Source organism: Streptomyces sp. CB00316, assembly GCF_001905595.1.
Taxonomy (GTDB): Bacteria; Actinomycetota; Actinomycetes; order Streptomycetales; family Streptomycetaceae; genus Streptomyces.
In genome coordinates, this window is sequence record NZ_LIXI01000006.1 from 224,081 (window position 1) to 247,321 (window position 23,241).

At 71.2% G+C, this 23,241-nt stretch carries 21 protein-coding genes, 1 tRNA gene and 1 pseudogene; 9 read left to right on the forward strand and 14 right to left on the reverse strand.

Annotated features, from left to right (window positions below):
- Positions 1 to 152: 152 nt before the first annotated feature.
- The 7 genes from AMK21_RS19260 to galU form a co-directional block, all read right to left on the reverse strand.
- Positions 153 to 226: transfer RNA gene (locus tag AMK21_RS19260), tRNA-Ala, on the reverse strand.
- Between the two features lie 87 nt (positions 227 to 313).
- Positions 314 to 1,552: a gephyrin-like molybdotransferase receptor GlpR gene (glpR, locus tag AMK21_RS19265; RefSeq protein ID WP_073879537.1), complete on the reverse strand. Its 1,239-nt coding sequence runs from the start codon at positions 1,550 to 1,552 to the stop codon at positions 314 to 316.
- A gap of 129 nt (positions 1,553 to 1,681) precedes the next feature.
- Positions 1,682 to 2,353: a GNAT family N-acetyltransferase gene (locus AMK21_RS19270; protein ID WP_073879539.1), complete on the reverse strand. Its 672-nt coding sequence runs from the start codon at positions 2,351 to 2,353 to the stop codon at positions 1,682 to 1,684.
- Positions 2,354 to 2,370: 17 nt separating this feature from the next.
- Positions 2,371 to 2,871, reverse strand: coding sequence for a MogA/MoaB family molybdenum cofactor biosynthesis protein (locus AMK21_RS19275; RefSeq protein ID WP_073879898.1), 501 nt, complete (start codon positions 2,869 to 2,871; stop codon positions 2,371 to 2,373).
- A 68-nt stretch (positions 2,872 to 2,939) separates the two neighbouring features.
- Entirely contained in the window at positions 2,940 to 3,440 is a 501-nt protein-coding gene (moaC, locus tag AMK21_RS19280) for a cyclic pyranopterin monophosphate synthase MoaC (RefSeq protein ID WP_073879541.1), read from the reverse strand.
- 98 nt (positions 3,441 to 3,538) lie between these two features.
- Positions 3,539 to 4,849 (reverse strand): gephyrin-like molybdotransferase Glp, encoded by a 1,311-nt coding sequence (gene glp / locus AMK21_RS19285; protein ID WP_073879543.1) that lies wholly within the window; start codon positions 4,847 to 4,849, stop codon positions 3,539 to 3,541.
- Positions 4,850 to 4,853: 4 nt separating this feature from the next.
- Entirely contained in the window at positions 4,854 to 5,756 is a 903-nt protein-coding gene (gene galU / locus AMK21_RS19290; RefSeq protein WP_073879545.1) for a UTP--glucose-1-phosphate uridylyltransferase GalU, read from the reverse strand.
- A 93-nt stretch (positions 5,757 to 5,849) separates the two neighbouring features.
- Between galU and AMK21_RS19295 the strand changes: the two genes are divergently transcribed.
- Complete coding sequence (locus AMK21_RS19295) at positions 5,850 to 6,467, forward strand: 5-formyltetrahydrofolate cyclo-ligase (protein WP_199863234.1); 618 nt, start codon at positions 5,850 to 5,852, stop codon at positions 6,465 to 6,467.
- Between the two features lie 26 nt (positions 6,468 to 6,493).
- On the opposite strand, the gene AMK21_RS19300 is transcribed toward AMK21_RS19295, so the two are convergent.
- The gene (locus tag AMK21_RS19300) at positions 6,494 to 9,241 is read right to left on the reverse strand and encodes a penicillin acylase family protein (protein WP_073879549.1); all 2,748 of its coding nucleotides are present in this window, start codon (positions 9,239 to 9,241) and stop codon (positions 6,494 to 6,496) included.
- 297 nt (positions 9,242 to 9,538) lie between these two features.
- Between AMK21_RS19300 and AMK21_RS19305 the strand changes: the two genes are divergently transcribed.
- From AMK21_RS19305 to AMK21_RS19330, 6 genes and pseudogenes are all read left to right on the forward strand, one after another.
- Positions 9,539 to 11,128 carry a potassium/proton antiporter gene (locus tag AMK21_RS19305; RefSeq protein WP_234421979.1) on the forward strand — a complete coding sequence of 530 codons (1,590 nt, stop codon included), beginning with the start codon at positions 9,539 to 9,541 and terminating at the stop codon, positions 11,126 to 11,128.
- A 318-nt stretch (positions 11,129 to 11,446) separates the two neighbouring features.
- Entirely contained in the window at positions 11,447 to 12,727 is a 1,281-nt protein-coding gene (locus AMK21_RS19310) for an MFS transporter (protein WP_073879553.1), read from the forward strand.
- Positions 12,728 to 12,793: 66 nt separating this feature from the next.
- Complete coding sequence (locus AMK21_RS19315) at positions 12,794 to 13,153, forward strand: FmdB family zinc ribbon protein (RefSeq protein ID WP_073879555.1); 360 nt, start codon at positions 12,794 to 12,796, stop codon at positions 13,151 to 13,153.
- A gap of 106 nt (positions 13,154 to 13,259) precedes the next feature.
- Positions 13,260 to 14,144 (forward strand): S-methyl-5'-thioadenosine phosphorylase, encoded by an 885-nt coding sequence (locus tag AMK21_RS19320; protein ID WP_073879557.1) that lies wholly within the window; start codon positions 13,260 to 13,262, stop codon positions 14,142 to 14,144.
- Between the two features lie 324 nt (positions 14,145 to 14,468).
- Positions 14,469 to 14,993 (forward strand): hypothetical protein, encoded by a 525-nt coding sequence (locus AMK21_RS19325; protein ID WP_199863243.1) that lies wholly within the window; start codon positions 14,469 to 14,471, stop codon positions 14,991 to 14,993.
- A gap of 113 nt (positions 14,994 to 15,106) precedes the next feature.
- Positions 15,107 to 15,238 (forward strand): annotated as a pseudogene (locus AMK21_RS19330) (MscL family protein); the annotation flags it as partial.
- Between the two features lie 37 nt (positions 15,239 to 15,275).
- On the opposite strand, the gene AMK21_RS19335 reads toward AMK21_RS19330, so the two are convergent.
- The 6 genes from AMK21_RS19335 to AMK21_RS19360 form a co-directional block, all read right to left on the reverse strand.
- Entirely contained in the window at positions 15,276 to 15,503 is a 228-nt protein-coding gene (locus tag AMK21_RS19335; protein WP_073879561.1) for a hypothetical protein, read from the reverse strand.
- A 124-nt stretch (positions 15,504 to 15,627) separates the two neighbouring features.
- Positions 15,628 to 16,017 (reverse strand): hypothetical protein, encoded by a 390-nt coding sequence (locus AMK21_RS19340; protein ID WP_073879563.1) that lies wholly within the window; start codon positions 16,015 to 16,017, stop codon positions 15,628 to 15,630.
- A complete protein-coding gene (locus AMK21_RS19345) occupies positions 16,014 to 16,718 on the reverse strand; it encodes a ubiquinol-cytochrome c reductase iron-sulfur subunit (protein WP_073879565.1) in 705 nt (234 codons plus the stop codon). The genes AMK21_RS19340 and AMK21_RS19345 overlap by 4 nt, the downstream gene beginning before the upstream one ends.
- Positions 16,715 to 17,317 (reverse strand): 4Fe-4S dicluster domain-containing protein, encoded by a 603-nt coding sequence (locus tag AMK21_RS19350; RefSeq protein WP_073879567.1) that lies wholly within the window; start codon positions 17,315 to 17,317, stop codon positions 16,715 to 16,717. The genes AMK21_RS19345 and AMK21_RS19350 overlap by 4 nt, the downstream gene beginning before the upstream one ends.
- A 6-nt stretch (positions 17,318 to 17,323) precedes the next feature.
- Positions 17,324 to 19,651, reverse strand: a complete 2,328-nt coding sequence (locus AMK21_RS19355) for a molybdopterin oxidoreductase family protein (RefSeq protein WP_073879569.1) — start codon at positions 19,649 to 19,651, stop codon at positions 17,324 to 17,326.
- Entirely contained in the window at positions 19,648 to 20,790 is a 1,143-nt protein-coding gene (locus AMK21_RS19360; protein WP_073879571.1) for an MFS transporter, read from the reverse strand. Before AMK21_RS19360 ends, AMK21_RS19355 begins: the two co-directional genes overlap by 4 nt.
- Before the next feature lie 219 nt (positions 20,791 to 21,009).
- Between AMK21_RS19360 and AMK21_RS19365 the strand changes: the two genes are divergently transcribed.
- Both AMK21_RS19365 and AMK21_RS19370 read left to right on the forward strand, forming a co-directional pair.
- Entirely contained in the window at positions 21,010 to 22,140 is a 1,131-nt protein-coding gene (locus AMK21_RS19365) for a P1 family peptidase (RefSeq protein WP_234421980.1), read from the forward strand.
- A 238-nt stretch (positions 22,141 to 22,378) separates the two neighbouring features.
- The gene (locus tag AMK21_RS19370; RefSeq protein ID WP_073879573.1) at positions 22,379 to 23,125 is read left to right on the forward strand and encodes a DUF6227 family protein; all 747 of its coding nucleotides are present in this window, start codon (positions 22,379 to 22,381) and stop codon (positions 23,123 to 23,125) included.
- Positions 23,126 to 23,241 lie beyond the last annotated feature (116 nt).

A 23,241-nucleotide genomic window follows, 5' to 3' on the forward strand; every position in this document is an offset into this window, starting at 1 on the left:
CGTCTGCCCAGCAACCGGCCAGACCCGATACGCCGCCATCCACCACCCCGGACAGCCATCGAACGACCCCTGAATGACGAAGATCCCGCCCGATCTTGCGATCGGACGGGATCTCGTCAACGCTCCTGAGCTAACTCAAGAACAGTCGGTTGTGGACCTGTGGGGATTTGAACCCCAGACCCCCTCGATGCGAACGAGGTGCGCTACCAGACTGCGCCACAGGCCCTTGCGACGAGTGAAACTCTAGCACCCTCACCCGGGTGCTTGGAAATCCGTTCCTCCGCTGGTCAGCGGTGCCGGGGTTCCGCCGGTCTCACTCGTTGGCCGCGCGCGGCCGGTCCTCGTCGTCGTACTGGTCGAAGAGGGGGGTGCGGCCCCGGTCGCGGGTGCGGCGGGACTGGTTGGTGCGCTGGCGCGGTGCCGGGTCCACCGCGGGGGCGGTGGGGTGCGACGTGCCGGTCTGGCTGGGCTCGGCGGTGCTGGAGCGGGCCGCGCTCCAGGTCTCCGGGTCGCCGACCTCCACGCCGCCCGTGGCCCGGGGGGCGACGGGAGCGGTGACATAGGTGGGGAGCGGTACGGGTACGGGCTCCCAGCTGTCGCCCTGGACCCGGCCGCGTTCGCGCTGCTGGTCCACCCACTCCGCGTGGTCCGTCTGCTCGACGAGGGCGCGGCGGCCGGCCTCCTGGGGGGAGACCGTGGGAGTGGGTTCCGGCTCCGGGTGGTGGGCTTCGGAGTCGTCGTCCTGGTCGGCGGGGGCGGCTGGCTGGTGCCTGCGGGGGCGGTTCTCGCGCAGGCGCTGTGCCGCCACCTCGGCCCGGCGGCGGTCCATGGTGAACGCGAACCGACGCCGCTCCTGGGCGCGCAGATGCACGATGTACGTGCTCAGCAGGACGGCGGGGACGGCCGGCGCCCAGAGGAAGCCGAGTCCGCCGACCGCGGCCACGATCGCGCCGAGGGTGAAGGCCAGGAAGAGGACGACCGTCGTCCGCCTGCGCCGGGCCAGGACCTGGGAGCGCTGGGCGCGCCGGGCCCGCTCGGCGTCGCCGACTCCGGTGCGCGGGCGACGCTGGGCCGGGGGGCCGGCGGGCGCGGGGCGCTCGCCGGGCCGGCGGTCGTGCGCCTGGCGATCAGGTGGCTGATGTGCCGGTCGCCTGTCGTGCGCCTGACGGTCGGGGGCCTGGGGGCCCGAGGCACGCTCGGGAGCGTGCGCCGGGTCGTGCACCCTGGCTTCCGTATGCGCCGGAGGCGCGGCAAAGGCCCGGACGTCCACGGAATCCATACGGTCCGTTTCGGCGTCCGGGTCGACGTCGGGCCCCGCCTCCTCGGCGGTGCGCTCCCGCAGCTCCCTGGCGTACCGGCGCTCCATCGCCGCCCGTCCGGACAGCAGCCGGATGGCGGTGCTGAAGCGTTCCGTCGGACGGGCTTCGTTGAGCTCGTCCTGCCTGCGGAGCCACATCGGCACCAAGTAGGCGGCCCAGGCCCCGACGATGACTGCGTAGATGAGGCCGCTGCTGCTCACGCTCACACCGTAGAGGGGTTTGCGCGGAGGCATCCGCCAATTGGCCCGGTGTGTCGCACGATCCGGCTGATATCACGGACTTTTTTTGTGATTGATCGGACCAACAGTCACCGATAGTGCGACCCGTTACTGTCATCCGTCGATCAAATTCGAACACCTATTTTATTTACCGGGCTGTCCGGGCTGTCTGGGCTGTCTGGACTGTCTGGACTGCCCGGGCTCCCCCGGGGCCCGTGGTGCCGCCACCGGCCGCGTACGGCGCCAGCGTCGGAGCATCCCCTCCGGCACCTCCTCAGCCGTGAGCGCGAAGATCAGGTGGTCCCGCCAGGCGCCGTCGATGTGCAGGTAGCTCGGGCGCACGCCCTCGGAGCGGAACCCGAGCTTCTCCACCACGCGTCGGCTCGGCGCGTTCTCCGGACGGATGCAGACCTCGATCCGGTGCAGCCCCACCGAGCGGAAGCAGTGGTCGACGGCGAGCGCCACGGCCGTCGGCATCACTCCGCGCCCGGCGACGCCCTGGTCGACCCAGTAGCCGATGTGACCTGAGCACATCGAGCCCCAGGTGATCCCCGCGACGGTGAGCTGGCCGACGAGCCGGCCCTCGTACTCGATGGCGAACGGCAGCATCCGCCCGGCGTACGCCTCGGCGCGCAGGTGGCGGACCATCTGCCGGTACGTGGGCCGCTGCGCGACCGGGCCGCCGGGCGCGGGCGGCGGGACGGTGGCCTCCCAGGGGCGCAGCCAGTCGCGGTTGCGCCGGTTGACCTCACGCCATACCCGCTGGTCGCGCATCTTTATCGGGCGCAGGACGATCTCGCCGTCGGTCAGCGTCACCGGCCAGGTCGCGATGTTCAGCTCGGGCTCCCCGGTCGGGGGTGGTCGCCGCCGCGGAGCTGGTCGACGGCGTGCACCAGGAGCCGGGACAGGACCGCGAGACCGTCGCGGACCCCGCCGGTGGAGCCGGGCAGGTTGACGATCAGGGTGCGCGAGGCGACGCCGGCCAGGCCACGGGAGAGCGCGGCGGTGGGGACCTTGGCGAGTCCCTCGGCCCGGATCGCCTCGGGGATGCCGGGGATCTCGTGGTCCAGGACGCGGCGGGTGGCCTCGGGGGTGGCGTCGGTGGGCGAGATGCCCGTACCGCCGGTGGTGACGATCACGTCGTACCCGGCGGCCACTCCGGCGCGTAGGGCCGCCTCGACCGGGTCGCCGTCGGGGACGACCTGCGGGCCGTCGACCGTGAAGCCCAGGGCGGTGAGCCCTTCGGCGATCAGGGGGCCGCCCTTGTCCGCGTACACCCCGGCGGAGGCCCGGTTGGAGGCGGTGACGACAAGGGCCGCGTACGGGGCGGTCAGCGCGGCACCCGTGGGCTCGGGCACCTGCGCGGGCTGTTCGTGGCCGAGGGCTCCGGGCTCGGGCGGCGTCACGCGTCCGGCCCCTCCGGCGCGGTGCGCCGGTAGTCGCCGGACTTGCCGCCCGACTTCGCCTCGACCCGTACGTCGGTGATGACCGCGCTCTTGTCGACGGCCTTGACCATGTCGATCACCGTCAGGGCCGCCACCGACACCGCCGTCAGGGCCTCCATCTCGACGCCCGTGCGGTCGGTCGTCTTCACGGTGGCCGTGATATCCACCGCGTCGTCGGCCACGCTCAGGTCGACCTTCACCCCGGAGACGGCCAGCGGATGGCAGAGGGGGATGAGATCCGGGGTGCGCTTGGCCCCCATGATCCCGGCGATCCGCGCTGTGGCGAGGGCGTCACCCTTGGGGACTCCCTCGCCCCGGAGCAGCTCGATGACGCGCGGCGAGACAAGGACCCGGCCGCTGGCGCGGGCGACGCGCGTGGTGACGTCCTTCTCCGACACGTCGACCATGCGGGCCGCACCCGCCTCGTCGATGTGCGTCAGCCTGTTCTGCGTACTCAACTCACTCCGCCTAGCGGTAGGGGCGCCGATCGGCCCGGGCCCGGAGGGGTTCCTCCGGAAGGCACGGCGGCAGATACCGTACCGCCACCGGGCGGCGGTCAGCGGAGCAGGATCACGTCCGTCTCCGTGCCGGGCTCGGCGGAGGTGGTGTCCTCGGGCAGCACGATCAGCGCGTCCGCCTGGGCGAGAGCGGCGATCAAATGCGATCCGGAGCCGCCGACGGGGGTGACGGTGCCCGCCTCCTCGTCGTACGTACCCCGCAGGAACTGCCGGCGGCCTGCGGGCGAGGTGAGCGCCTTGTCGACGGCCAGGACGGCCCGGACGGTGGGGCGGTGGAGATCCGTGCGGCCCATCAGGGCGCGGATGGCGGGGCGGACGAACAGCTCGAAGGAGACGTAACTGGAGACCGGGTTGCCCGGCAGGGCCAGCAGCGGGGTGTGGTCGGGGCCGATGGAGCCGAAGCCCTGCGGCTTGCCCGGCTGCATGGCGAGCTTGCGGAAGTCGATCCCGCTGCCCGGCTCGTCCTCGTCGCCGACGGAGGAGAGCGCCTCCTTGACGACGTCGTACGCGCCGACGCTGACGCCGCCGGTGGTGACGACGATGTCCGCGCGGATCAGCTGGTCCTCGATCGTGGCGCGGAGGGTCTCGGCGTCGTCGGTCACCGCGCCGACCCGGTAGGCGATGGCTCCGGCGTCCCGGGCGGCGGCCGTCAGCGCGTAGCTGTTGGAGTCGTAGATCTGGCCACCCGTCAGCTCCTCGCCGGGCTGGACCAGTTCGCTGCCGGTGGAAAGGACGACGACGCGCGGGCGGGGGCGTACGACCACGGTGGAGCGGCCGATCGCGGCGAGCAGGCCGATCTGGGGCGGGCCGACGATCGACCCGGCGCGCAGGGCCAGATCGCCGGGCATGACATCGCTCCCGCGCTCGCGGACATGGGCACCGGCCTTGACCGACCGGTGGACGCGGACCTCGCCGGTGGCTCCCTCCGGCGCGTCGGAGTGGGCGCGCATGGCGGCGGCCGGGCCCTCCCCCGTACCGCCGTCCGTCCATTCGACCGGGACCACGGCCTCCGCACCGGCGGGCAGCGGGGCGCCCGTCATGATGCGGGCGGCCTGTCCCGGCCCCACGACCTGGTCGTCGGCGAGCCCGGCGCTGCCCGCGGCGACGTCACCGATGACCGTGAGGACGGCGGGGAACTCCTCGCTCGCCCCCTCGACATCGGCGATCCGCACCGCGTAACCGTCCATGGAACTGTTGTCGAAGGGCGGCAGGGCCACCTCCACGACGACGTCCTTCACCAGGACGCAGCCCTGGGCGTCGGGCAGCTGCAGCTCGATGGGTTCGAGCGGCCTCACTGTGGCGAGGATGTCGTCCAGGTGCTCGTCCACCGACCAGATCGTGCGGCTCACGGGGTTACATCTCCTCGGTGACGTACTGACGGAGCCAGGTCTGGAAGTCCGGCCCCAGGTCTTCACGTTCGCACGCCAGTCTGACAATGGCACGCAGATAGTCGCTCCGGTCACCGGTGTCGTAGCGTCGGCCCTTGAAGACGACGCCGTGCACCGGGCCGCCGATCTTCTCGTCCGCGGCGAGCAGCTGGAGGGCGTCGGTGAGCTGGATCTCGCCGCCACGGCCCGGCTCGGTGTGTCGCAGTATGTCGAAGACCGCGGGGTCCAGGACATACCGGCCGATGACCGCGAGACTGCTCGGCGCCTCGGCCGGCTCGGGCTTCTCGACCAGGCCGGTGACCCGGACGACGTCGCTGTCGACGGTGGTCTCCGCGGCCGCGCAGCCGTAGAGGTGGACCTGGGAGGGGTCTACCTCCATCAGCGCGACGACACTGCCGCCCTCCCGCTCCTGGATCTCCACCATGCGGGCCAGCAGAGGGTCACGCGGGTCGATCAGGTCGTCGCCCAGCAGGACCGCGAAGGGCTGGTCGCCCACGTGCGGGGCGGCGCACAGCACGGCGTGGCCGAGGCCGCGCGGGTCGCCCTGACGCACGTAGTGCATGGTGGCCAGGTCGCTGGACTCCTGGACCTTGGCGAGGCGCTCGGCGTCTCCCTTACGGGTGAGCGCGGACTCCAGTTCGTAGTTGCGGTCGAAATGGTCCTCAAGAGGACGCTTGTTCCGACCGGTGATCATCAGTACGTCGGAGAGGCCCGCCGCGACGGCTTCTTCGACGACATACTGGATGGCCGGCTTGTCGACGACAGGCAGCATCTCTTTAGGAGTGGCCTTCGTGGCGGGCAGGAAGCGAGTTCCGAGACCTGCTGCCGGGATGACGGCCTTGCTGATCCTGGAGGGCGACTGAGTCATGCGCAGAACCTTAACGGGTGCACACACCCGGAAGATGACCTTCCGGTTACTTTGCCCTTAAATATGCCCTTACGAGAACTGTGCGAGTCTCCATTGAACCCTGACAAGTCCGGAAAGGCATCTGTGAAGGTGCCCGCGAAAGCCTCACTCCGGCGTGAACTGCTCGCCGCCCGAGCACTCTTGACCAAGGAGGACGCCACGGGGGCCGCAGCGGTTCTCGCGGCCGGCGCGCTGGCTCTCCCCGAACTGGCTGACGCCCGAACGGTCGCCGCCTATGTCTCCGTGGGGCGCGAACCGGGGACCCGGGCCCTGCTGGACGCGCTCCGCGAGCGCGGCGTACGGGTGCTGCTCCCGGTGCTCCTGGCCGACAACGACCTGGACTGGGCCGCGTACGAGGGCGCGGAGCACCTGCTGCCGGCCGGGCGCGGGCTCCTGGAACCGGACGGGCCCCGGCTCGGCCCCGCCGCCGTCGTGGAGGCGGACGCGGTCCTGCTGCCAGGGCTGGCCGTGGACGGGGCGGGCATGCGGCTGGGGCGGGGGGGCGGCAGCTACGACCGGGTGCTGGCCCGGCTCGCGGCGGCCGGGGCCGAGCCGACGCTCATCGTGCTCCTGTACGAGAACGAGGTGGTCGCGCGGGTCCCTGTGGAACCGCACGACCACCCCGTGGACGCCGTGGTCACCCCGGCCGGAGCGCGGCGCTTCACCGCCTGACGGTGGATCAGGCGTCGCGGCGGCCTCTAGGGCTTGAGCGTCAGCGTGTCGACGGTCGACTCGCCGACCGCTTCCGCACCGAAGGACCAGTCGAGCAGTTCACCCTTGGCCCACTTGTCGGTCTGGTCGGTGTAGTGCGCGTTGAACGCGTGCCCGGAGGCGCCGGTGAGGTTGATCCAGCGGGACTTGTCCCAGTCCCCCACGTTGACGACCATCCGCATCGACGGCACCCAGATCACCTCGTAGCCGCTCGCCGCGTTCCAGCCGGTGGCGTTGACCGTCGCCTCGCCGCCGCCGAGGTTCCAGGGGCCGCGGTTGAGCGCCCGCTGGAGCAGGTCGGGCCCTGCGGTACCGAGGGTCTGGTTCTTCAGCATCAGCCGGTGCAGCCGGCCCCAGCTCCAGGTGGAGATGTCCTTGCCGAGTTTGGAGGCCAGCTCCCAGCGCGCGTCGTGCATCGCCTGGGCGAAGAGGTCGTCCCGGCCCTCCAGCGCGGACTCGCGGCCCCTGGCGGGCGCCTTCCACCACTCGTTGTCCTGGTCCTCCACGATGTCACGGACCACCTGGAACCAGCGGTCCCCGCCGTCCGGCTGCGCGGAGTCGCCGTCGCGCTGGCCGCACTCGCGCACGAGCTTCTTCTGCTGGTCGGCCGGGCCGCTGTTCTTGGCCGGCGGCACGTTGATGCAGTCGCCCTTGACCCGCAGCTCCTTGGGCAGCTTGTTGCCGAAGGCGAGCTTGAGGATGTTGCGCCAGACGCCGTTGAAGTACGCGGCGGCGGCCGAGTCGGGCTCCTGGGTGTAGTCCCAGCCCTCCAGCAGCTTCTGCGCCTCACGCACGCTCGGGTCGGAGATGTTGATCTTCAGCAGCTCGGGCACCAGCAGCGCGGCGATCTCGCTGGTGTTGTCCATCTGCAGCTTCTGCATGTCGTCGGTCGAGACCTTCTCGCCGCCCTTGATCTTGTTGGCGAGGAGGTCGTTGATCCGCTGGCTGCGGGCGCCGTAGCCCCAGTCCTTGGTCAGCAGGTGGGGGTACTTGCTCTCGTCGATCACGGCCTGGTTGGCGGTGACGATGTAGCCGCGCTTGGGGTTGTACTCGTAGGGCAGCTCGTCGAAGGGGATCGGGTCCTTCGCCCAGCCGTACGCCGGGTCCCAGCCGGGGCTGGGCAGCGTGCCGTCGCCCTTGAGGCGCACCGGGATCGTGCCCGGCGCCTGGTAGCCGATGTTGCCCTGGGTGTCGGCGTAGATGAGGTTCTGCGAGGGGACCTCGAAGTTCCGGGCGGCCGCCCGGAAGGTGGTGAAGTCCTTGGCCCGGTTGATCGCGAAGACCGCGTCCATGGACTTGCCCGGCTTCAGAGCGGTCCACTTCAGCGCGACCGCGTAACCGTCGGCACGGTCGGGGGCGGCGTTGGAGACGGGCGCCTTCTGGCCGACCTTGTCCAGCTCCTTACTGCGGTCCGAGACCAGGGGCCCGTTGTTCGTCTCGCGGACGGTGATCTTCCGGTCCCTGCCCCCCGCGACCTTGATGGTCTCCTCACGGGTGATGAACGGCTTCACCTCGTTGTCGTAGAGGTAGCCGTCGCCGGAGACCTTCTCCAGGAAGAGGTCGGTGACGTCCGCGCCGAGGTTGGTGAGGCCCCAGGCGATGTCCTGGTTGTGGCCGATGATCACACCGGGCATGCCGGAGAAGGTGTAGCCCGCGGTGTCGTACTGACAGGTCTTCGAGAGCTGTCGGCAGTGCAGGCCCATCTGGTACCAGAGGGAGGGCAGCATCGGCGCCAGGTGCGGGTCGTTGGCGAGCAGCGCCTTGCCGGTCGTCGTGTGGGTGCCCCGGACGACCCAGGAGTTCGATCCGATGCCGTTGCCGTTCGGGCCGAGCAGCGCGGGGATCTTGTCCAGGGTGTCGGAGAGCGCGGAGAGCTGGGTGTTCAGGCCCTCCGTGGCACCCTGCGCGGTCTGGGCGCCGAGGTCGTCGGACGGGACGGCGTCGAGGTCGTACTCCTCGGTGACCGGGGAGATCGCCCCCCGGTCGACGATCGGCTTGTGGGTGTCGTACGGGTAGTCCGGGTACAGGTCCTGGATCTGGTCGTTGTCGAGCCGGCTGGTCAGCAGCGAGCGGTCGATCTCGTCCTGCATGTTGCCGCGCAGGTCCCAGGCCATGGCCTTGAGCCAGGCGACCGAGTCGACCGGGGTCCACTCGCCCGGCTTGTAGTCGTTGGTCAGCCCCAGCGCCGCGTACTCGACGGAGATGTCCCGGCCCTCCTTGCCCTTCAAGTAGGCGTTGACGCCGTCCGCGTACGACTGGAGGTTCTTCTTGGTGTCCTCGTCCAGGACCTTGTCGTACTCCTCCTGCGCGACCTTCCGCCAGCCGAGCGTGCGCAGGAAGGAGTCGGTCTCGACCTGACCGGAGCCGAACATCTCGGAGAGCCGACCCGCCGTCAGGTGGCGCCGGACGTCCATCTCCCAGAAGCGGTCCTGGGCCTGGACGAAGCCCTGGGCGCGGAAGAGGTCGGCGTCGGAGTCCGCGTAGATCTGCGGGATCCCGTAGGAGTCCCGTCTGACCTCGACGTCGCCGGACAGGCCGTCCAGGGTGATCGTTCCGGTGGTCTGCGGGTACGAGGCCCGCACCGTGGAGACGGACCAGTAGGCGCCGAACCCGACACCCGCGACGAGCGCCAGCACCAGGACGAGCAGAAGGAGGCGGACGCGGCGCCCCTTCTTCTTGCCGGGCTTCTTCGCGTCGCCGGAAGGGCCGGAAGAGTCGGTTGTATTGGCGGGCATCGCTGTCCTTCGAGGGGCAGGGTGGTCCTGGGAGTGCAGGAGCAACCATAGGCGCAGCCGGGAAGCCACTCGGACGCGGTATAGGGATGCATCCATTTGCGTGTCCCTCGTACGAACGCGCGGAGCTTTGAAGCGAACACGGAAGCCGTCAAGAGAACGTTAAAGATTAGGTAAGGTAACGAAGTAACTGACTGCCGGAGGCCGATCCGGCGGGCGCACGCAGGGAAGGAACGGACCCTGACTGTCCACGCGCTCAACGAACTCCTGCTCGTCTGCTCGCTCGTCCTGCTCGTCGCCGTGGCGGCGGTAAGGATCTCCTCCCGCAGCGGACTCCCCAGCCTGCTCCTGTATCTCGGTATCGGGATCACCCTGGGGCAGGACGGCATCTTCGATGTCAAGTTCGACAACGCCGAACTGACCCAGGTGATCGGCTACGCCGCCCTGGCCGTCATCCTGGCCGAGGGCGGACTCGGGGCGAAGTGGAAAGAGATCCGCCCCGTCCTGCCCGCGGCCGCGGTGGTCTCCACCGTCGGCGTCGGCATCAGCGTGGGCATCACGGCCTCGGCCGCGCACTACCTCGTCGGTCTGGACTGGCGGCAGGCCCTCATCATCGGCGCGGTCGTCTCCTCCACCGATGCCGCAGCGGTCTTCTCCGTTCTGCGCAAAGTGCCGCTGCCGTCCCGGATCACCGGTCTGCTGGAAGCCGAATCCGGCTTCAACGACGCCCCCGTGGTCATCCTGGTCGTCGCGTTCTCCGCGGTCGGCCCGGTCGAGCACTGGTATCTCCTGATCGGCGAGATCGCCCTGGAGCTGGCCATCGGCGCCGCCATCGGCATCGCAGTGGGCTCGCTGGGGTCCTTGGGGCTGCGGCACGTCGCCCTGCCCGCCTCCGGCCTCTACCCGATCGCCGTGATGGCCATCGCGGTGATGGCCTACGCGGCGGGCGCCATAGCCCACGGCAGCGGGTTCCTCGCGGTGTACCTGGCGGCCATGATCCTCGGCAACTCCAAGCTGCCGCACTGGCCCGCCACCCGTGGCTTCGCGGACGGGCTGGGCTGGCTGGCCCAGATCGGCATGTTCGTGGTGCTCGGTCTGCTGGTCACCCCCCATGACCTGATCGACGACTTCTGGCCCGCCGTCGTGGTGGGTCTGGTGCTCACCATGGTGGCCCGGCCGCTGTCGGTATTCCTCAGCCTGGCGCCGTTCCGGCTGCCGGCCCGCGAGAAGGTCCTGATGTCATGGGCCGGGCTGCGCGGGGCCGTGCCCATCATCCTGGCGACCATCCCGATGGTCTCCGGGGTGGAGGGCAGCACCAGGATCTTCAACATCGTCTTCGTCCTTGTCATCGTCTACACGCTGATCCAGGGCCCGACCCTGCCCTGGGTCGCGGACAAGCTGAGGATCGCCGACGAGGCCGAGGCCGACGACCTGGGCGTCGAGTCCGCCCCGCTGGAGCGGTTGCGCGGCCACCTGCTGTCGGTCGACATCCCCGAGAAGTCCAAGATGCACGGCGTCGAGGTCGGCGAGCTCCGGCTCCCGGCCGGGGCAGCGGTCACGCTGGTGGTCCGCGAGGAGGAGAGCTTCGTGCCCTCCCCCACCACGGTCCTGCGGCGCGGCGACGAGCTGCTCGTGGTGGCGACCGACCCGGTACGCGACAAGGCCGAGGCCCGACTCCGGGCGGTCGGCGAGGGCGGCAAGCTGGCCGGCTGGCTGGGGACGGGCGCCGCGGCCGGAGCCTCGGGTATGCCGCGCAATCCCGCACCCCCCAGGCCCGCGAAAGCCTCGGCGCCGGGCGGATCCGGCGTCCGCCAGGCCGTGAAACCGGTCAGGCCCGTCAAAAGGCTCGGACCGGCCGACGACGCCCCCAGTACGAACGCGCGTCGCTAGTAGTACGCCCACGCGTCACTCGTAGGGCGCGGATCACAGGCCTATCAGGAAGTCCTGTGCGCATTCACAGGCACGCAGGGCTTCCTGCCTGTACGATGAAGGGCACACTGATCGACCAACTCTGTCTGATGCAGAGCTGGCGCGACCGTATGGCGGTCGTGGTGCCTCATAGCCCGGCGTTTCTTCGCCGATGGCAGCGAGTCGCCCGGCATCTACCGCAGTTCCGCGCGAAGAGGACAGCTCTCGGCCGCTTCCGTCCGGCCCGCCCCACAAAGGCGCCGGGAAGCACTGCCACCAGGCGGCAGAAAGGCAAGGACCGTGGCAAACACGGTCACCGACCGCCCCGGATACGGGCAACTGCTCCGCACCCCCGGTGCATGGACCTTCCTCCTTCCGGGCTTCGCCGCACGGCAGCCCTTCGCGATGCTCACCATCGGCATCGTGCTGCTCGTGCAGCACACCACCGGCTCCTACGGAACGGCGGGCGCCGTCGCGGCCGTCGCGGGCGTCTCCATGGCGCTGGTGGCCCCGCAGGGCGGCAAGCTCGCCGACCGGCTCGGCCAGCGGGCCGTCCTACTGCCCGGCGTCCTGCTGCACACCGTCTCCGTCGGCGCCCTGACCGCGCTGGCGCTCGCGGACGCGCCCCTATGGGCGCTGTTCGCGGCCGCGGTGCCCACCGGGGCCTCGGTCCCGCAGGTCGGCCCGATGGTGCGTGCCCGCTGGGCCGCGATGCTGGGGGCCACCCCGGACCGCCCCGCATCCCCGCTGATGTCCACCGCCGCCGCCTTCGAGTCGGTGACGGACGAGTTCACCTTCGTCCTCGGACCGGTCATCGCGACCGCGCTGTGCACCGGCGTGCACCCGGCGGCAGGGCTGATCACCGAGGCCGCCCTCACCCTCATCGGCGGCCTGCTCTTCGCCGCGCAGCGCGCCACCCAGCCCGCTCCCCGCCCCGCCGCCACCGCGGACCGGCCGCACGCCTCGGCCCTCTCCGTCCCCGGCGTCCGGGTGCTCGTCGTCGCCTTCCTGGGCATCGGCGCGGTCTTCGGCGGCATGCAGGTCTCACTGACTGCGTTCTCCCAGGAGATCGGCCACCCCGGTGTCAACGGTCTGCTGTACGGCATCTTCGCGGCGGGCAACATGCTGGCCGGCATCGTCTGCGGCGCCATCGCCTGGAAGAGCAGCCCGCAGCGCCGCCTCGTCGTCGGCTACATGGCGCTGACCCTGATGGCGTCCGGCCTCTGGGCCGTGCACTCCGTACCGCTGCTGGCCGGGCTCGGCCTGCTGGTCGGCCTCTGCATCGCCCCGGCACTGATCAGCGGCTACACGCTGGTCGAGTCGCTGGTGCCCGCCGGCGCCCGCACCGAGGCCTTCACCTGGCTCACGGGCGCCGTGGCACTGGGCCAGGCAGCCGCCGTGACCGTGGCGGGACAGCTCGCCGACGCCCACGGTGCGAGCACCGGGTTCCTGGTCCCGCTGGCCGGTACCGTACTGGCGCTGGCGACCCTGCTGGCCCTGCGCTCACGGCTGGCACCGACGTCCGCGGGCCGGACCGTCGCACGTGGGATCGGTCACCGAGAGCCGGTCATGGTGGACTGATCCCGCGGAATACGTCAGTATGGACCGTCGTTAGCACTCATTGAGTGAGAGTGCCAGGAGGAGCAAGTGCCGACCTATCAGTACCAGTGCACCGAGTGCCGCGAGGGCCTCGAGGCGGTGCAGAAGTTCACCGATGATGCCCTGACCGTGTGCCCGAGCTGCGACGGACGCCTGAAGAAGGTGTTCTCTGCGGTCGGCATCGTCTTCAAGGGTTCCGGTTTCTACCGGAACGACAGCCGCGGCTCCTCGTCGAGCAGCACGCCGTCGACGTCGGCCTCGAAGTCGTCCGACTCCGGTTCGTCGTCGTCGACGTCGACAGGTTCGGATGCGAAGCCGAGTGCCTCGTCGTCGTCCTCGACCTCCGCTTCCTCCTCGTCGTCGGCGCCCGCGCCGGCCTCGTCGTCGAGCGGTTCGTCGGCCGCCTGAGCCGGCGTACGCCCTACACGCCTCACCGGACCCCGCCGATCCACTCGGCGGGGTCCGTGCGATTCCCGGGCGCGGCTCCGCATGCTCCCCCGGATACGGTGACCGCATGGTGAACGCACATACGGACACGAACTCCGGCACAGACATCGCGGGTACGGCGCCGGGGGCGGAGGTCGGGGTCATCGGCGGATCGGGCTTCTACTCCTTCCTGGAGGACGTCACCGAGGTCTCCGTGGACACCCCTTACGGCAAGCCCAGCGACTCGGTCTTCCTCGGCGAGATCGGCGGCCGCCGGGTGGCCTTCCTGCCCCGCCACGGCCGCGGTCACCACCTGCCGCCCCACCGCATCAACTACCGGGCCAACCTCTGGGCACTGCGCTCCGTCGGGGTCCGCCAGGTGCTCGGCCCCTGTGCGGTCGGCGGACTGCGACCGGAGTTCGGCCCGGGCACCCTGCTCGTCCCGGACCAGCTGGTGGACCGCACCAAGGCCCGCGTGCAGACCTATTACGACGGTGAGACCCGCGCCGACGGGACCGTACCCAACGTCGTGCACCTGGGCTTCGCCGATCCGTACTGCCCCGAGGGCCGGAAGGCGGCGCTCGCCGCGGCGCGCGGACGCGGCTGGGAGCCGGTGGACGGCGGGACCCTGGTGGTGGTCGAGGGGCCGCGCTTCTCCACCCGCGCCGAATCCCGCTGGCACGCGGCGATGGGCTGGTCGGTGGTCGGGATGACCGGGCATCCGGAAGCCGTGCTCGCCCGGGAACTGGGGCTCTGCTACACGACGCTGACCCTCGTGACCGACCTGGACGCGGGCGCCGAGGCGGGTGAGGGCGTCTCCCACGAGGAAGTGCTCCAGGTGTTCGCGGCCAATGTGGACCGGCTCCGGTCGGTGCTGTTCGACGCGGTGGGCGGGCTGCCGGACACAGGTGCCCGCAACTGCACCTGCGCGCACGCGCTGGACGGGATCGACACGGGGGTCGCGCTGCCGTAGGGGCGGGTCGCGCTGCCGTTCAGCGGCGGGTCACGGCGGCCGGGGCACCGGATCGGGTGACGGAGTTGTCCACAATCCCGGGGTTGTCCACAGGCCTCAGCGGGATTCGTGCGGACCGTGGATCGTGAGGGGAGTTCGACCGGGATCTCCGGCCGGGCTCCCCTCGTCCGTGTGCATCCGTGTGTATCCGTGTGCATCCGTTGGCATCCGATTGCAGGTGACGCCATGTCCTCGTCCTCGTCTCCGTCCCCGTCTCATTTCCCGGCCCGGCCCCCGGCGCCGCCGCCCGCCCCCTGCGGGGTCGGGTCGTTCGCACCGCTGCGGGTGCGAGGCGGCGGGGCGTACCGACTGCGGCGGATGCTGCGCAGACAGCGGCGTGCGATCGCCGCGGGGATCGCATTGGCGGGTGCGGCACTGGCAACGACGGGCCTGGGCAGCACCGCGTCCGGGACCGCCGCCTCGGACAGCGCCGCCGTGTCCGGTACGGCCGTATCCGATACGGGGGCGGGGTCCGGGCGTCCGTCGGCGCGGCTCGTCTCGGCGCCGGTGCGGATCGCGGACGCAGCCACCGTACGGCTGTTGCGCCCGGGTGACCATGTCGATGTGATCGCGGTCGGCGAGGCGGGGGACGACGCCCGCCTGGTGGCACGCGGGGTGCGGGTGGCACGGGTTCCAGGGCGGATCGTCGATGACGGCGGCCACCGGGGCGGCGGCGGAGAGGTGATCGGCGGGGGCCCGGCACCGGAGGGGGCTCTGGTGATGCTGTCCGTGGAGCGGCCCACCGCTACGGCACTGCTGGGCGCGGGCGCCTCGGGCCGGCTGGCGCTGGCGGTGTCCGATGCGAACTGACACGCCTTCAAGTCACTCGTGGGCATTACCGGATTGGACAGTGTCGTCTTCTCCCGCCTCAGGTGGCGGAGCAGTTCGCTCCCGTCACCGCACTTGCGAAAGAAGGCCCACCTGTGAGCCAGAAGAAGGTCAGTCTGCTGGAGGGCTTCAATGCCTTCCTGATACGCGGCAATGTGATCGACCTCGCGGTGGCTGTCGTCATCGGGGCCGCGTTCACGAACATCGTGACCGCCGTCGTCAAGGGGGGCCGGGACGGGGAGAGGTAGCCCGCCGATCGGCGGTTCAGATGTGGTGGGGCGGCTTCTCGTCGAGGAAGCGCGCGAGGTCGGCGCCGCTTGAGCCGCCGGAGGGCCGCTCGCCCCATCCCCGGTCCGTATCGTCCGCGGACTGCTGGTCCAGCGGATCATCGAAGATCAGAACCGGCTTGGGCTTCGGCTTCGGTTCCTGCGGCGGCTGTGCCGGTGGCTGCTGCTTCGTGTCTCGCGGACCGGGGGCGGGGGCGGCACTCATGCCTCCAGGGTACGGCGGCCGGCGGCGGGGTGCGGGCCGCCGCCGGGCGGGGCGGCTCCCGCGACGGGGTGCGTCCGGCTTCCGGGCCCGGCGGACGTCAGCCATCCTTGGGACCCGTCAGCCGTCAGCGGTCTTTCGGGTCCATCAGCCACAGGCCGAGCACCACGAGGAACGAGAGGCAGAGGAAGCCGGCCCCCCACCAGGCCGTGCCGGTGTTTCCCTCCATCCACTCGTCGATCAGCACGGTCAGGCCCCAGAGCTGGCCCACGACCACGGTCATCGCCAGGACGAGGCGGGCGGTCAGCTTCGAGGAGCGCTCGGGTTCCTGGTCGGTGCCCGCGCCGGGGCCGGGCCCGGTGTGGCGGACGCGCGGGTCTCCGTAACCGCTGGTAGGGCGGATCTGCGGATACCGCTCATGGACAGGCCGGTTCAGCGCGGGGTCGGCGCTGCCCGGGTGGTACGTCGGGTAGTGGCTGCCCGGGGGCGGCTGCTCGGGGTGCGGGGAGTCGGTCATGCCCGCCTGCCGGGGGTCTCGGTGGCATCGGAGGCGCCGGGGCCCGGGGCCCGGGGCGGGGATTCGGCGCCGCCGCCGATGTCGGGGCAGCCGATACGGGCGGCGAGGTCGGGGCGTTCGCCGCCGAGCTGGCGGCAGAGTCCCGCCTCGACGCTCTCGCCGGAACGGGTGGTCCCGACGGCCCAGATACTGCCGTCGGTCTCCTCGATGACCACGACCTTCGGCAGCCCGCGCGGCGGCGGCCCGGCGGTCACCTCACCGGAGCGGGCGTCGAAGACGCCCTCGTGGCAGGGACAGTACAGCTCGCCCTCCCTGCCCCGGTCCTTGCGCCAGAGCACGGCGCAGGCGAGGTGGGTGCAGACGGCGGAATAGCCGACGAGGGTGCCGTCGTCGAGGCGGACGGCGACGGCCCGGTCCTCCTCGCCCGGGTAGCGGAAGGCGATGGACTCGCCGGGCGGGAGCCGCTGGGCGATGCGTTTCGCCTCGGGCCCTTGTCCTTCCTCGCCGTCGCCGTGGCGGTGCAGGATGCCCGCGGCCACGCCGATGCCGCCGACCGCGAGACCGCCGGAGACGGTGGTGACGATCCGGAGGTAGTCGCGCCGGGTGGTGAGGGAGTCGGCGGCGATCCGGTCCTGGAGCGCCTCGCGTGGGTCACCTCCGGCCTGGTGCTCGCCGCCCTGCTGCTGTTCGGTGACGCTCATCGGCGGACGTCCGTCCCGTTGATCTCGACGACGGGCAGACCGCCGGGGACCGGCCACTGCACCTTCTCGGCGGGGACGACCATGGCCACGCCGGTGCGGACCTCGGTCTCGCCGAAGACGAAGGTGTCGACGACCTGGACCCCGGGGCGCTCGGCCTGGAGTTCCTCGACGGTCCCGTAGAAGAGCGCTCCGGTCGGGCAGACGGTGGCGCACATGGGGGCGAGGCCGTAGGCGGTGCGGTCGTAGCAGAGGTTGCACTTCAGCTGGAGCTTCGCCCCGAGGTCGATCTTCGGTACGCCGAATGGGCAGGCGTTGACGCAGTTGGCGCAGCCGATGCAGCGGGTGGTGTCGGCCTGCTGCACCACACCGTCGGCGGTCACCAGGATCGCGTCGGCGGGGCAGACCTCGGCGCAGGGGGCGACCGGGTCCTCGCAGTGCATACAGACGGTGGGAAGGGAGGCGACGGAGTGGCCCTCGTCGGTGTAGTCGAGGTGGATCATCGATTTGCCGCGGTGCGAGTCGCATTCGCGGCAGGCGGAGACACAGGCCTGGCAGCCGATGCAGCGCCCCGGGTCGATGAAGATCGTTCTGCCCATCATGGGGACTCAGCTCCTCTCCGAGGTCCCACGGCCCTGGGGGGCCGTGGGAGGCAGCGGGTCGGTACGGGAGACCTGGGTCTCCGGGTAGGCGACATGGCCGGGGGCGACCGGGGGCGCGGGGACCTCGTCGATCCGGTCGGCGTGCTCGATGCGGCAGGCGCAGACCTTGTACTCGGGGATCTTGGAGCGGGGGTCGAGGGCGTCGATGGTGAGGGCGTTGGCCGCGGTGGGGACGGCCCAGTGGTAGGGGATGAAGACGGTGTCGGGGCGGATCGCCTCGGTGACCAGGGCGGGGAAGACCTCGCTGCCGCGCCGGGTGACGACGCGGACGGGCTCGCCGTTGCGGAAGCCGTGGGAGGGGTGGATCTCGGCCCAGGGGCGCGGGGTCTGTTCGACGAGGGCGCCGAGCCTGCGGGTCTGGTTGCCGGAGAGGAAGTGGGCCACGGTCCGGCCGGTGGTGAGCGACATGGGGTGCTCGTCGTCGTACGGGTCCATCGGCGGGTGCCACTCGACGACCTGGAGGTGGATCTTGCCGTCGGGGTGACAGGTCCTCCCGTCCTCGAAGAGGCGCGGGGTGCCGGGGTGGTCGGTGGTGGGGCAGGGCCAGGCGATGCCGCCGGTCTCCTCCAGCCGTTCGTAGGTGATGCCGTAGTAGTCGTTGACCGTGCCGGCGGAGGCGGTGCGCAGTTCCTCGAAGACCGACCGGGAGTCGGGGAAGTCGAACTTGTCGCCGACGCCCAAACGGCGGGCGAGTTCGCACATCACCCAGGTGTCGGTGCGGACACCTGGGGGCGGGTCCTGGGCCTTGTTGTGCTTGACCACCCGGGCCTCGGCGTTGGCCATCACCCCTTCGTCCTCGGCCCAGGTGGTGACCGGGAAGACCACATGCGCGTTGGCGGCGGTCTCGGAGAGGAAGAACTCGAACTGGGCGTGGAACTCGGTGGCGTCGTACCCCTCCTTGACCACCCGGTAGTTGGGGAGGGAGACGAAGGGGTTGTTGCAGATGCCGATCAGGCCGCGGATCTCGCGGCGCTGCATCTGCCAGACCATTTCCATCATGGAGGTCCCGGCGGGCGGGAGTTCGGACTCCTCGATGCCCCAGATCTCGCAGATCTGACGGCGGTGCTCGGGGTTGGTGATGGAGCGGCCGCCCGGGAGGAGGTCGGACTTCTGGCCGTGTTCGCGGCCGCCCTGCCCGTTGCCCTGGCCGGTGAGGGTGCCGTAGCCGGCGCCGGGCTTGCCGATGTGGCCGGTGGCGGCGCAGAGGCTGATCACGGAGAGACAGTTCTCGACGCCCTGAGAGTGGTGCTCGATGCCCCGGGCGTGCCAGGCCATGGCCCTGGGCGCGCGGGCGAAGGTGCGGGCGACCTGGACGATCTGCTCGGCGGGGATGCCGCAGATGGCGGCGGCGCGGGAGGGCGGATACTCGGCCGCCTCGGCCTTGACCTCCTCCCAGCCGGTGGCGTGGGCGGCGAGGAAGTTCTCGTCGGTGAGCCCTTCCTCGATGACGACGCTCAGTACGGAGGTGAAGAAGGCCGAGTCGGTGCCGGGCTTGAGGGCGACATGGATGTCGGCGGTCCGGGCGATGGCGGTCTCGCGCGGGTCGATGACGATGAGGCTGGCCCCGCGGTCCCGGGCTCCCCAGACGTACTGGGTCATCACGGGGAAGCACTCGCCGACGTTGGATCCGGCGATGAGCAGGCAGTCGGTGAGGAGGATGTCGGAGAAGGGATTGCCGGCCCGGTCGATGCCGAAGGCGAGCTTGTTGGCGGCCGCCGCGCTGACCATGCAGAGGCGGCCGTTGTAGTCGACGTGTCGGGACTTGAGGGCGACCCGGGCGAACTTGCCCACCAGATAGGTCTTCTCGGAGAACAGGCTGGCGCCGCCGAGGAGCCCGAAGGCGTCGTTGCCGTAGGTCTGCTGGATGCGCTTGACCTCGGCGACGGTGAAGTCGAGCGCCTCCTCCCAGGAGACCTCCCGGAACTCCTCGTCGCGGGAGCGGCGCATCAGCGGGGCGGTGAGCCGGTCGGGGTGGTTGACCTGCTGGTAGGCGTTGATGCCCTTGGGGCAGAGCCGCATCCGGTTGATGTCGTGGTTGCGGGGTTCGACGCCGAAGACTTTGCCGCCCCGGTCCACGCGCAGATACATCCCGCACTGGACGCCGCAGAAGCAGCAGTGGGTGGGGACGAGCGTCTCGCCGTACTGGTCGGCGTGCCACTGGTCCGCCGGGATGCCGCCCGCGTCCCGGAAGGCGCGGGTGCCGGGCGGGGCGAGGGAGGGGTCGAGCGGGATGAAGGTGCGGCGGTCGGCGGCGGCTCGCGGTTCCGCGGTCACTTGAAGCCCTTCTTCACATGGGAGAGGTAGGCGCTGCCGCGCAGCACCCGCTTGCAGCGCGGGCAGTACTCGGCCCAGGCGTCGAAGTCGAGCCGGAGGTCGCGCATGGTGCCGCGCAGGTTCTCGACGTACGGGCCGGTGTCGATGGGTTCCTCGCAGCGGCGGCAGGCGAAGACCTTGTCGTCCTGGCGCCCGGTGTACTTGAACAGCTGCATGCCGACCGCGGCCGGGCGCTGGACGATGTGGAAGAACTTGCCGAACGGGATGTAGATGAGAGTGAAGACCACCGAGACCATGTGGAGGATCGCCAGGAACTGGTAGCCGCCGCCGTGCAGGAGGATCGAGGAGAAGGTGAGCAGCAGGCCGGTCACGGAGATGACGATCAGTGCGATCAGCGGCACCAGGTCGTAGGCGAAGCGCTGGCCGGTCGAGGCGCCGCGGTCCTTCATCCGGCGCCACAGGAAGTACGAGGCACCGGGGATGACGAGGACGGCGGCGATGTCGAGGCCGTGGAACATCAGCCAGCCGAGGACGGAGAGCGAGTCGAAGCCGAGGATCCTGATGCCCCAGATCCGCATCTCGTAGCCGGGTCCCGAGCCGCTGCCGGAGGTGAAGGTGAACCAGCCCCAGGTGAGCGGGAAGGTGATCAGGGCGGCGAGGACGCAGCCCCAGAAGACCAGCTGGTGGGCGGCCCAGCGGGCGTGTGACCGTGCGCCGAGGAACTTCTGGAAGCCGAGGTAGGTGGCGATCATCTTCGGCAGGGCGGTGGGAGCCTGACGGAAGTTCTCCATCGAGAAGAGGCTGCGCCACCCCTGTCTGAAGAGGCGTCGGGCGCCGGGGGCGGAGATCCAGACCGTGTAGCGGTAGGCGACACCGAAGGCGAGGAAGACCGTGGCCACGGCGTACGGGAGGAGCGCCGAGTCGAAGTTGCGCAACATACGGCTGCCGAGCACGATCGCGAGGATCAGCAGGGCGGAGACCACCACTCCGGCCAGGGTCGCCCGCGTGGTGGCCGACCGGGGGCCGGTGGCGACGGGGGCCGCGCCGACGGATTCGCCGGGGAGAGCTCCCGCGGAACCGCTGGGGGGATGGGACTCGGCTGTGGCGGGGGCTGCGGGGTCTTCTGGCGGCTCGGTCACTCCGCCACCGTAGGACCGTTTACGGCAATTGGACCCTTTTTGGGCGGTAAGGGGGTGAGCGGGTCGCCCGGACAGGTGCAGGGGGTCGGAGGGGCGGAGCCGAGGCGAGGCGCGTCTCCCGGGCCGGGTGGGCGGACAGGGGCGGGGCTCGCCGGTACGTTCGGAGACTACGTACACGAGCCTGCGCCTGCTCGCGGGTGCCGACCCGAGGAGTGCCCGATGACCGCCGAGGCCCCCCACCCGCCACTGCCGGACACCCCGCCACCGGAGGGTGCCCCGTTGCTGGACGCACTGACCGATGTGGCCGGCGTGCGGGTGGGGCACGCGCAGGTGGGCGGGGACGGGGCGTTGAGCGGGACGACCGTGGTCCTGGCGCCGGAGGGCGGGGCGGTGGCCGCCGTGGACGTACGGGGTGGCGGGCCGGGGACCCGGGAGACGGACGCGCTGGACCCGCGCAACCTGGTGCAGCGGGTCGACGCGATCGTCCTCACGGGCGGCAGCGCGTACGGGCTCGACGCCGCGTCCGGCGTGATGGCCTGGCTGGAGGAGCGGGGCCGGGGCGTCCGGGTCGGCGCCGGACCCACCCAGGTGGTCCCGGTCGTTCCGGCCGCGGCCCTCTTCGATCTCGGCCGGGGCGGCGACTGGCGGGCCCGCCCCGACGCGTCGACCGGGCGGGCGGCGGTGGAGGCGGCAGCCGCTTCCGAACCGGGGGCGCCGGTCGCCGAGGGGAACGTGGGCGCGGGTACGGGCGCGGTGGCCGGGCAGCTCAAGGGCGGTGTCGGCACGGCGAGCGTCCGGCTCGCCTCCGGGGTCACCGTCGCCGCCCTGGTCGCGGTGAACGCGGCGGGTTCGGTGCTGGATCCGCGTACCGGGGTGCTGTTCGGGGAGTACGGGGCCGGGGAGCCGCCCGCGCACCCGGCACCCGCGACGCATGCGGCGGCGGTACGGCGGCTGGCGCGGGAGCGGGAGGCGGCGGAGGCGGCCGGGGGTGCGGCCCCGGCGTTCAACACCACGATCGCGGTCGTCGCGACGGACGCGGATCTCGTCCGGGCCCAGGCACTGAAGCTGGCGGGCACCGCTCACGACGGCATGGCCCGTGCGGTGCGCCCGGTCCATCTGCTGACCGACGGGGACACCGTGTTCGCACTGGCCACGGGGCGGGTGCGGGTGGAGTCGGAGAACCCGGTCGCGGTCAACGAGATCCTCGCGGCGGGCGCCGACGTGCTGGCCCGCGCGATCGTGAAGGCCGTGCGCGCGGCCCGGAGCGTCCAGGGGCCGGGCGGTACGTTCCTCGCCCACGCCGACCTGTACGAGGAGGGGCCCAGCGGCGAGGGCGAGGCGGACGCGTGAACGTAGGCACAGGAGGAGGGACCCCCGGGGCGCGCGGCACGGGGGCGAGGGCGCGCGGGCGCCGACTCGCAACCGCGGCAAGGGAGTTCACCCCCAACTGCCCGAAATGCGCCGGGAACAGACGGGGAACTTATCTCGGCCGCCTTACGTTTTTACGAACCCCGGTCACGATGTCAGACCCAGGGACTACGTTAAGCACGCACCAAGTAACACGCGGCGACGGCCTGGAGACAGCACCTTGAGCGATCCGTACGAGACAACCGAGCAGCACCTCGACCGACTCCTGCGACGCGCCCTCAACTCTTTCGACCTTCCCGACAGCACGGTCGACCTGCTCGGTTCGGCGCTGGCGCACAGCAGTTCACTGCACTCGTCGCACCACAGCCCCGTCCTGCACCGGGAGACCTACCGCCACACCTACCTCCTCGACGACGGTTCCGACCTGACCCTCTGGGAGCTGGTGCACAGCGGTGGCCGGGACGAGCGGGCCCCCCGCCGCCACGAGCTCTACGCCGACGAGGGTGACGCCCATATCGCCGCGGCCCGGCTCGCCGGGAGCTTCTCGGACACCCCCGCCTTCGGCGACGAGGGCAGCCGGGGGGACCTGGAGATCCTGACGGTCCTGATGTCCGCTCCCCCGCCCCCGGCACCCCGGACGTACGCCCCCGACAATTCGGCCGACCACGCCCGCCGGGTCCTGCGCCGCGCGGAGAACGGCGACCGCCCGGACGAGGAGAAGGCGCGGCTGCTCCGGTCCGCCTTCGCCCACCACATCACCCAGATCTTCGGTCGCCAGTGCCAAGTGGACGGACAGGAGGCCGGGTTCACGCTCTACGAGCACGCCTTCCTGCTGCTGGACGGCAGCGAGACGAGTCTGTGGGAGGTCGAGCACACGGCGACCCCCGACGGCCGCCACATGTGCGAGGTCTACGAGGACGAGCACGCCGCCCGTACGGCGATGGAGATCCGCACCAGGATCTGCTGACCGCGCCCCGCGTGTGCGGAGCCGACTGCGGGGGCTCCACCCGTATGCGGATGCCCGCCCACCCCTCACCGGGGGCGGACGGGCATCCGTACGGGGCGTGACCAGGGAACGCCTGG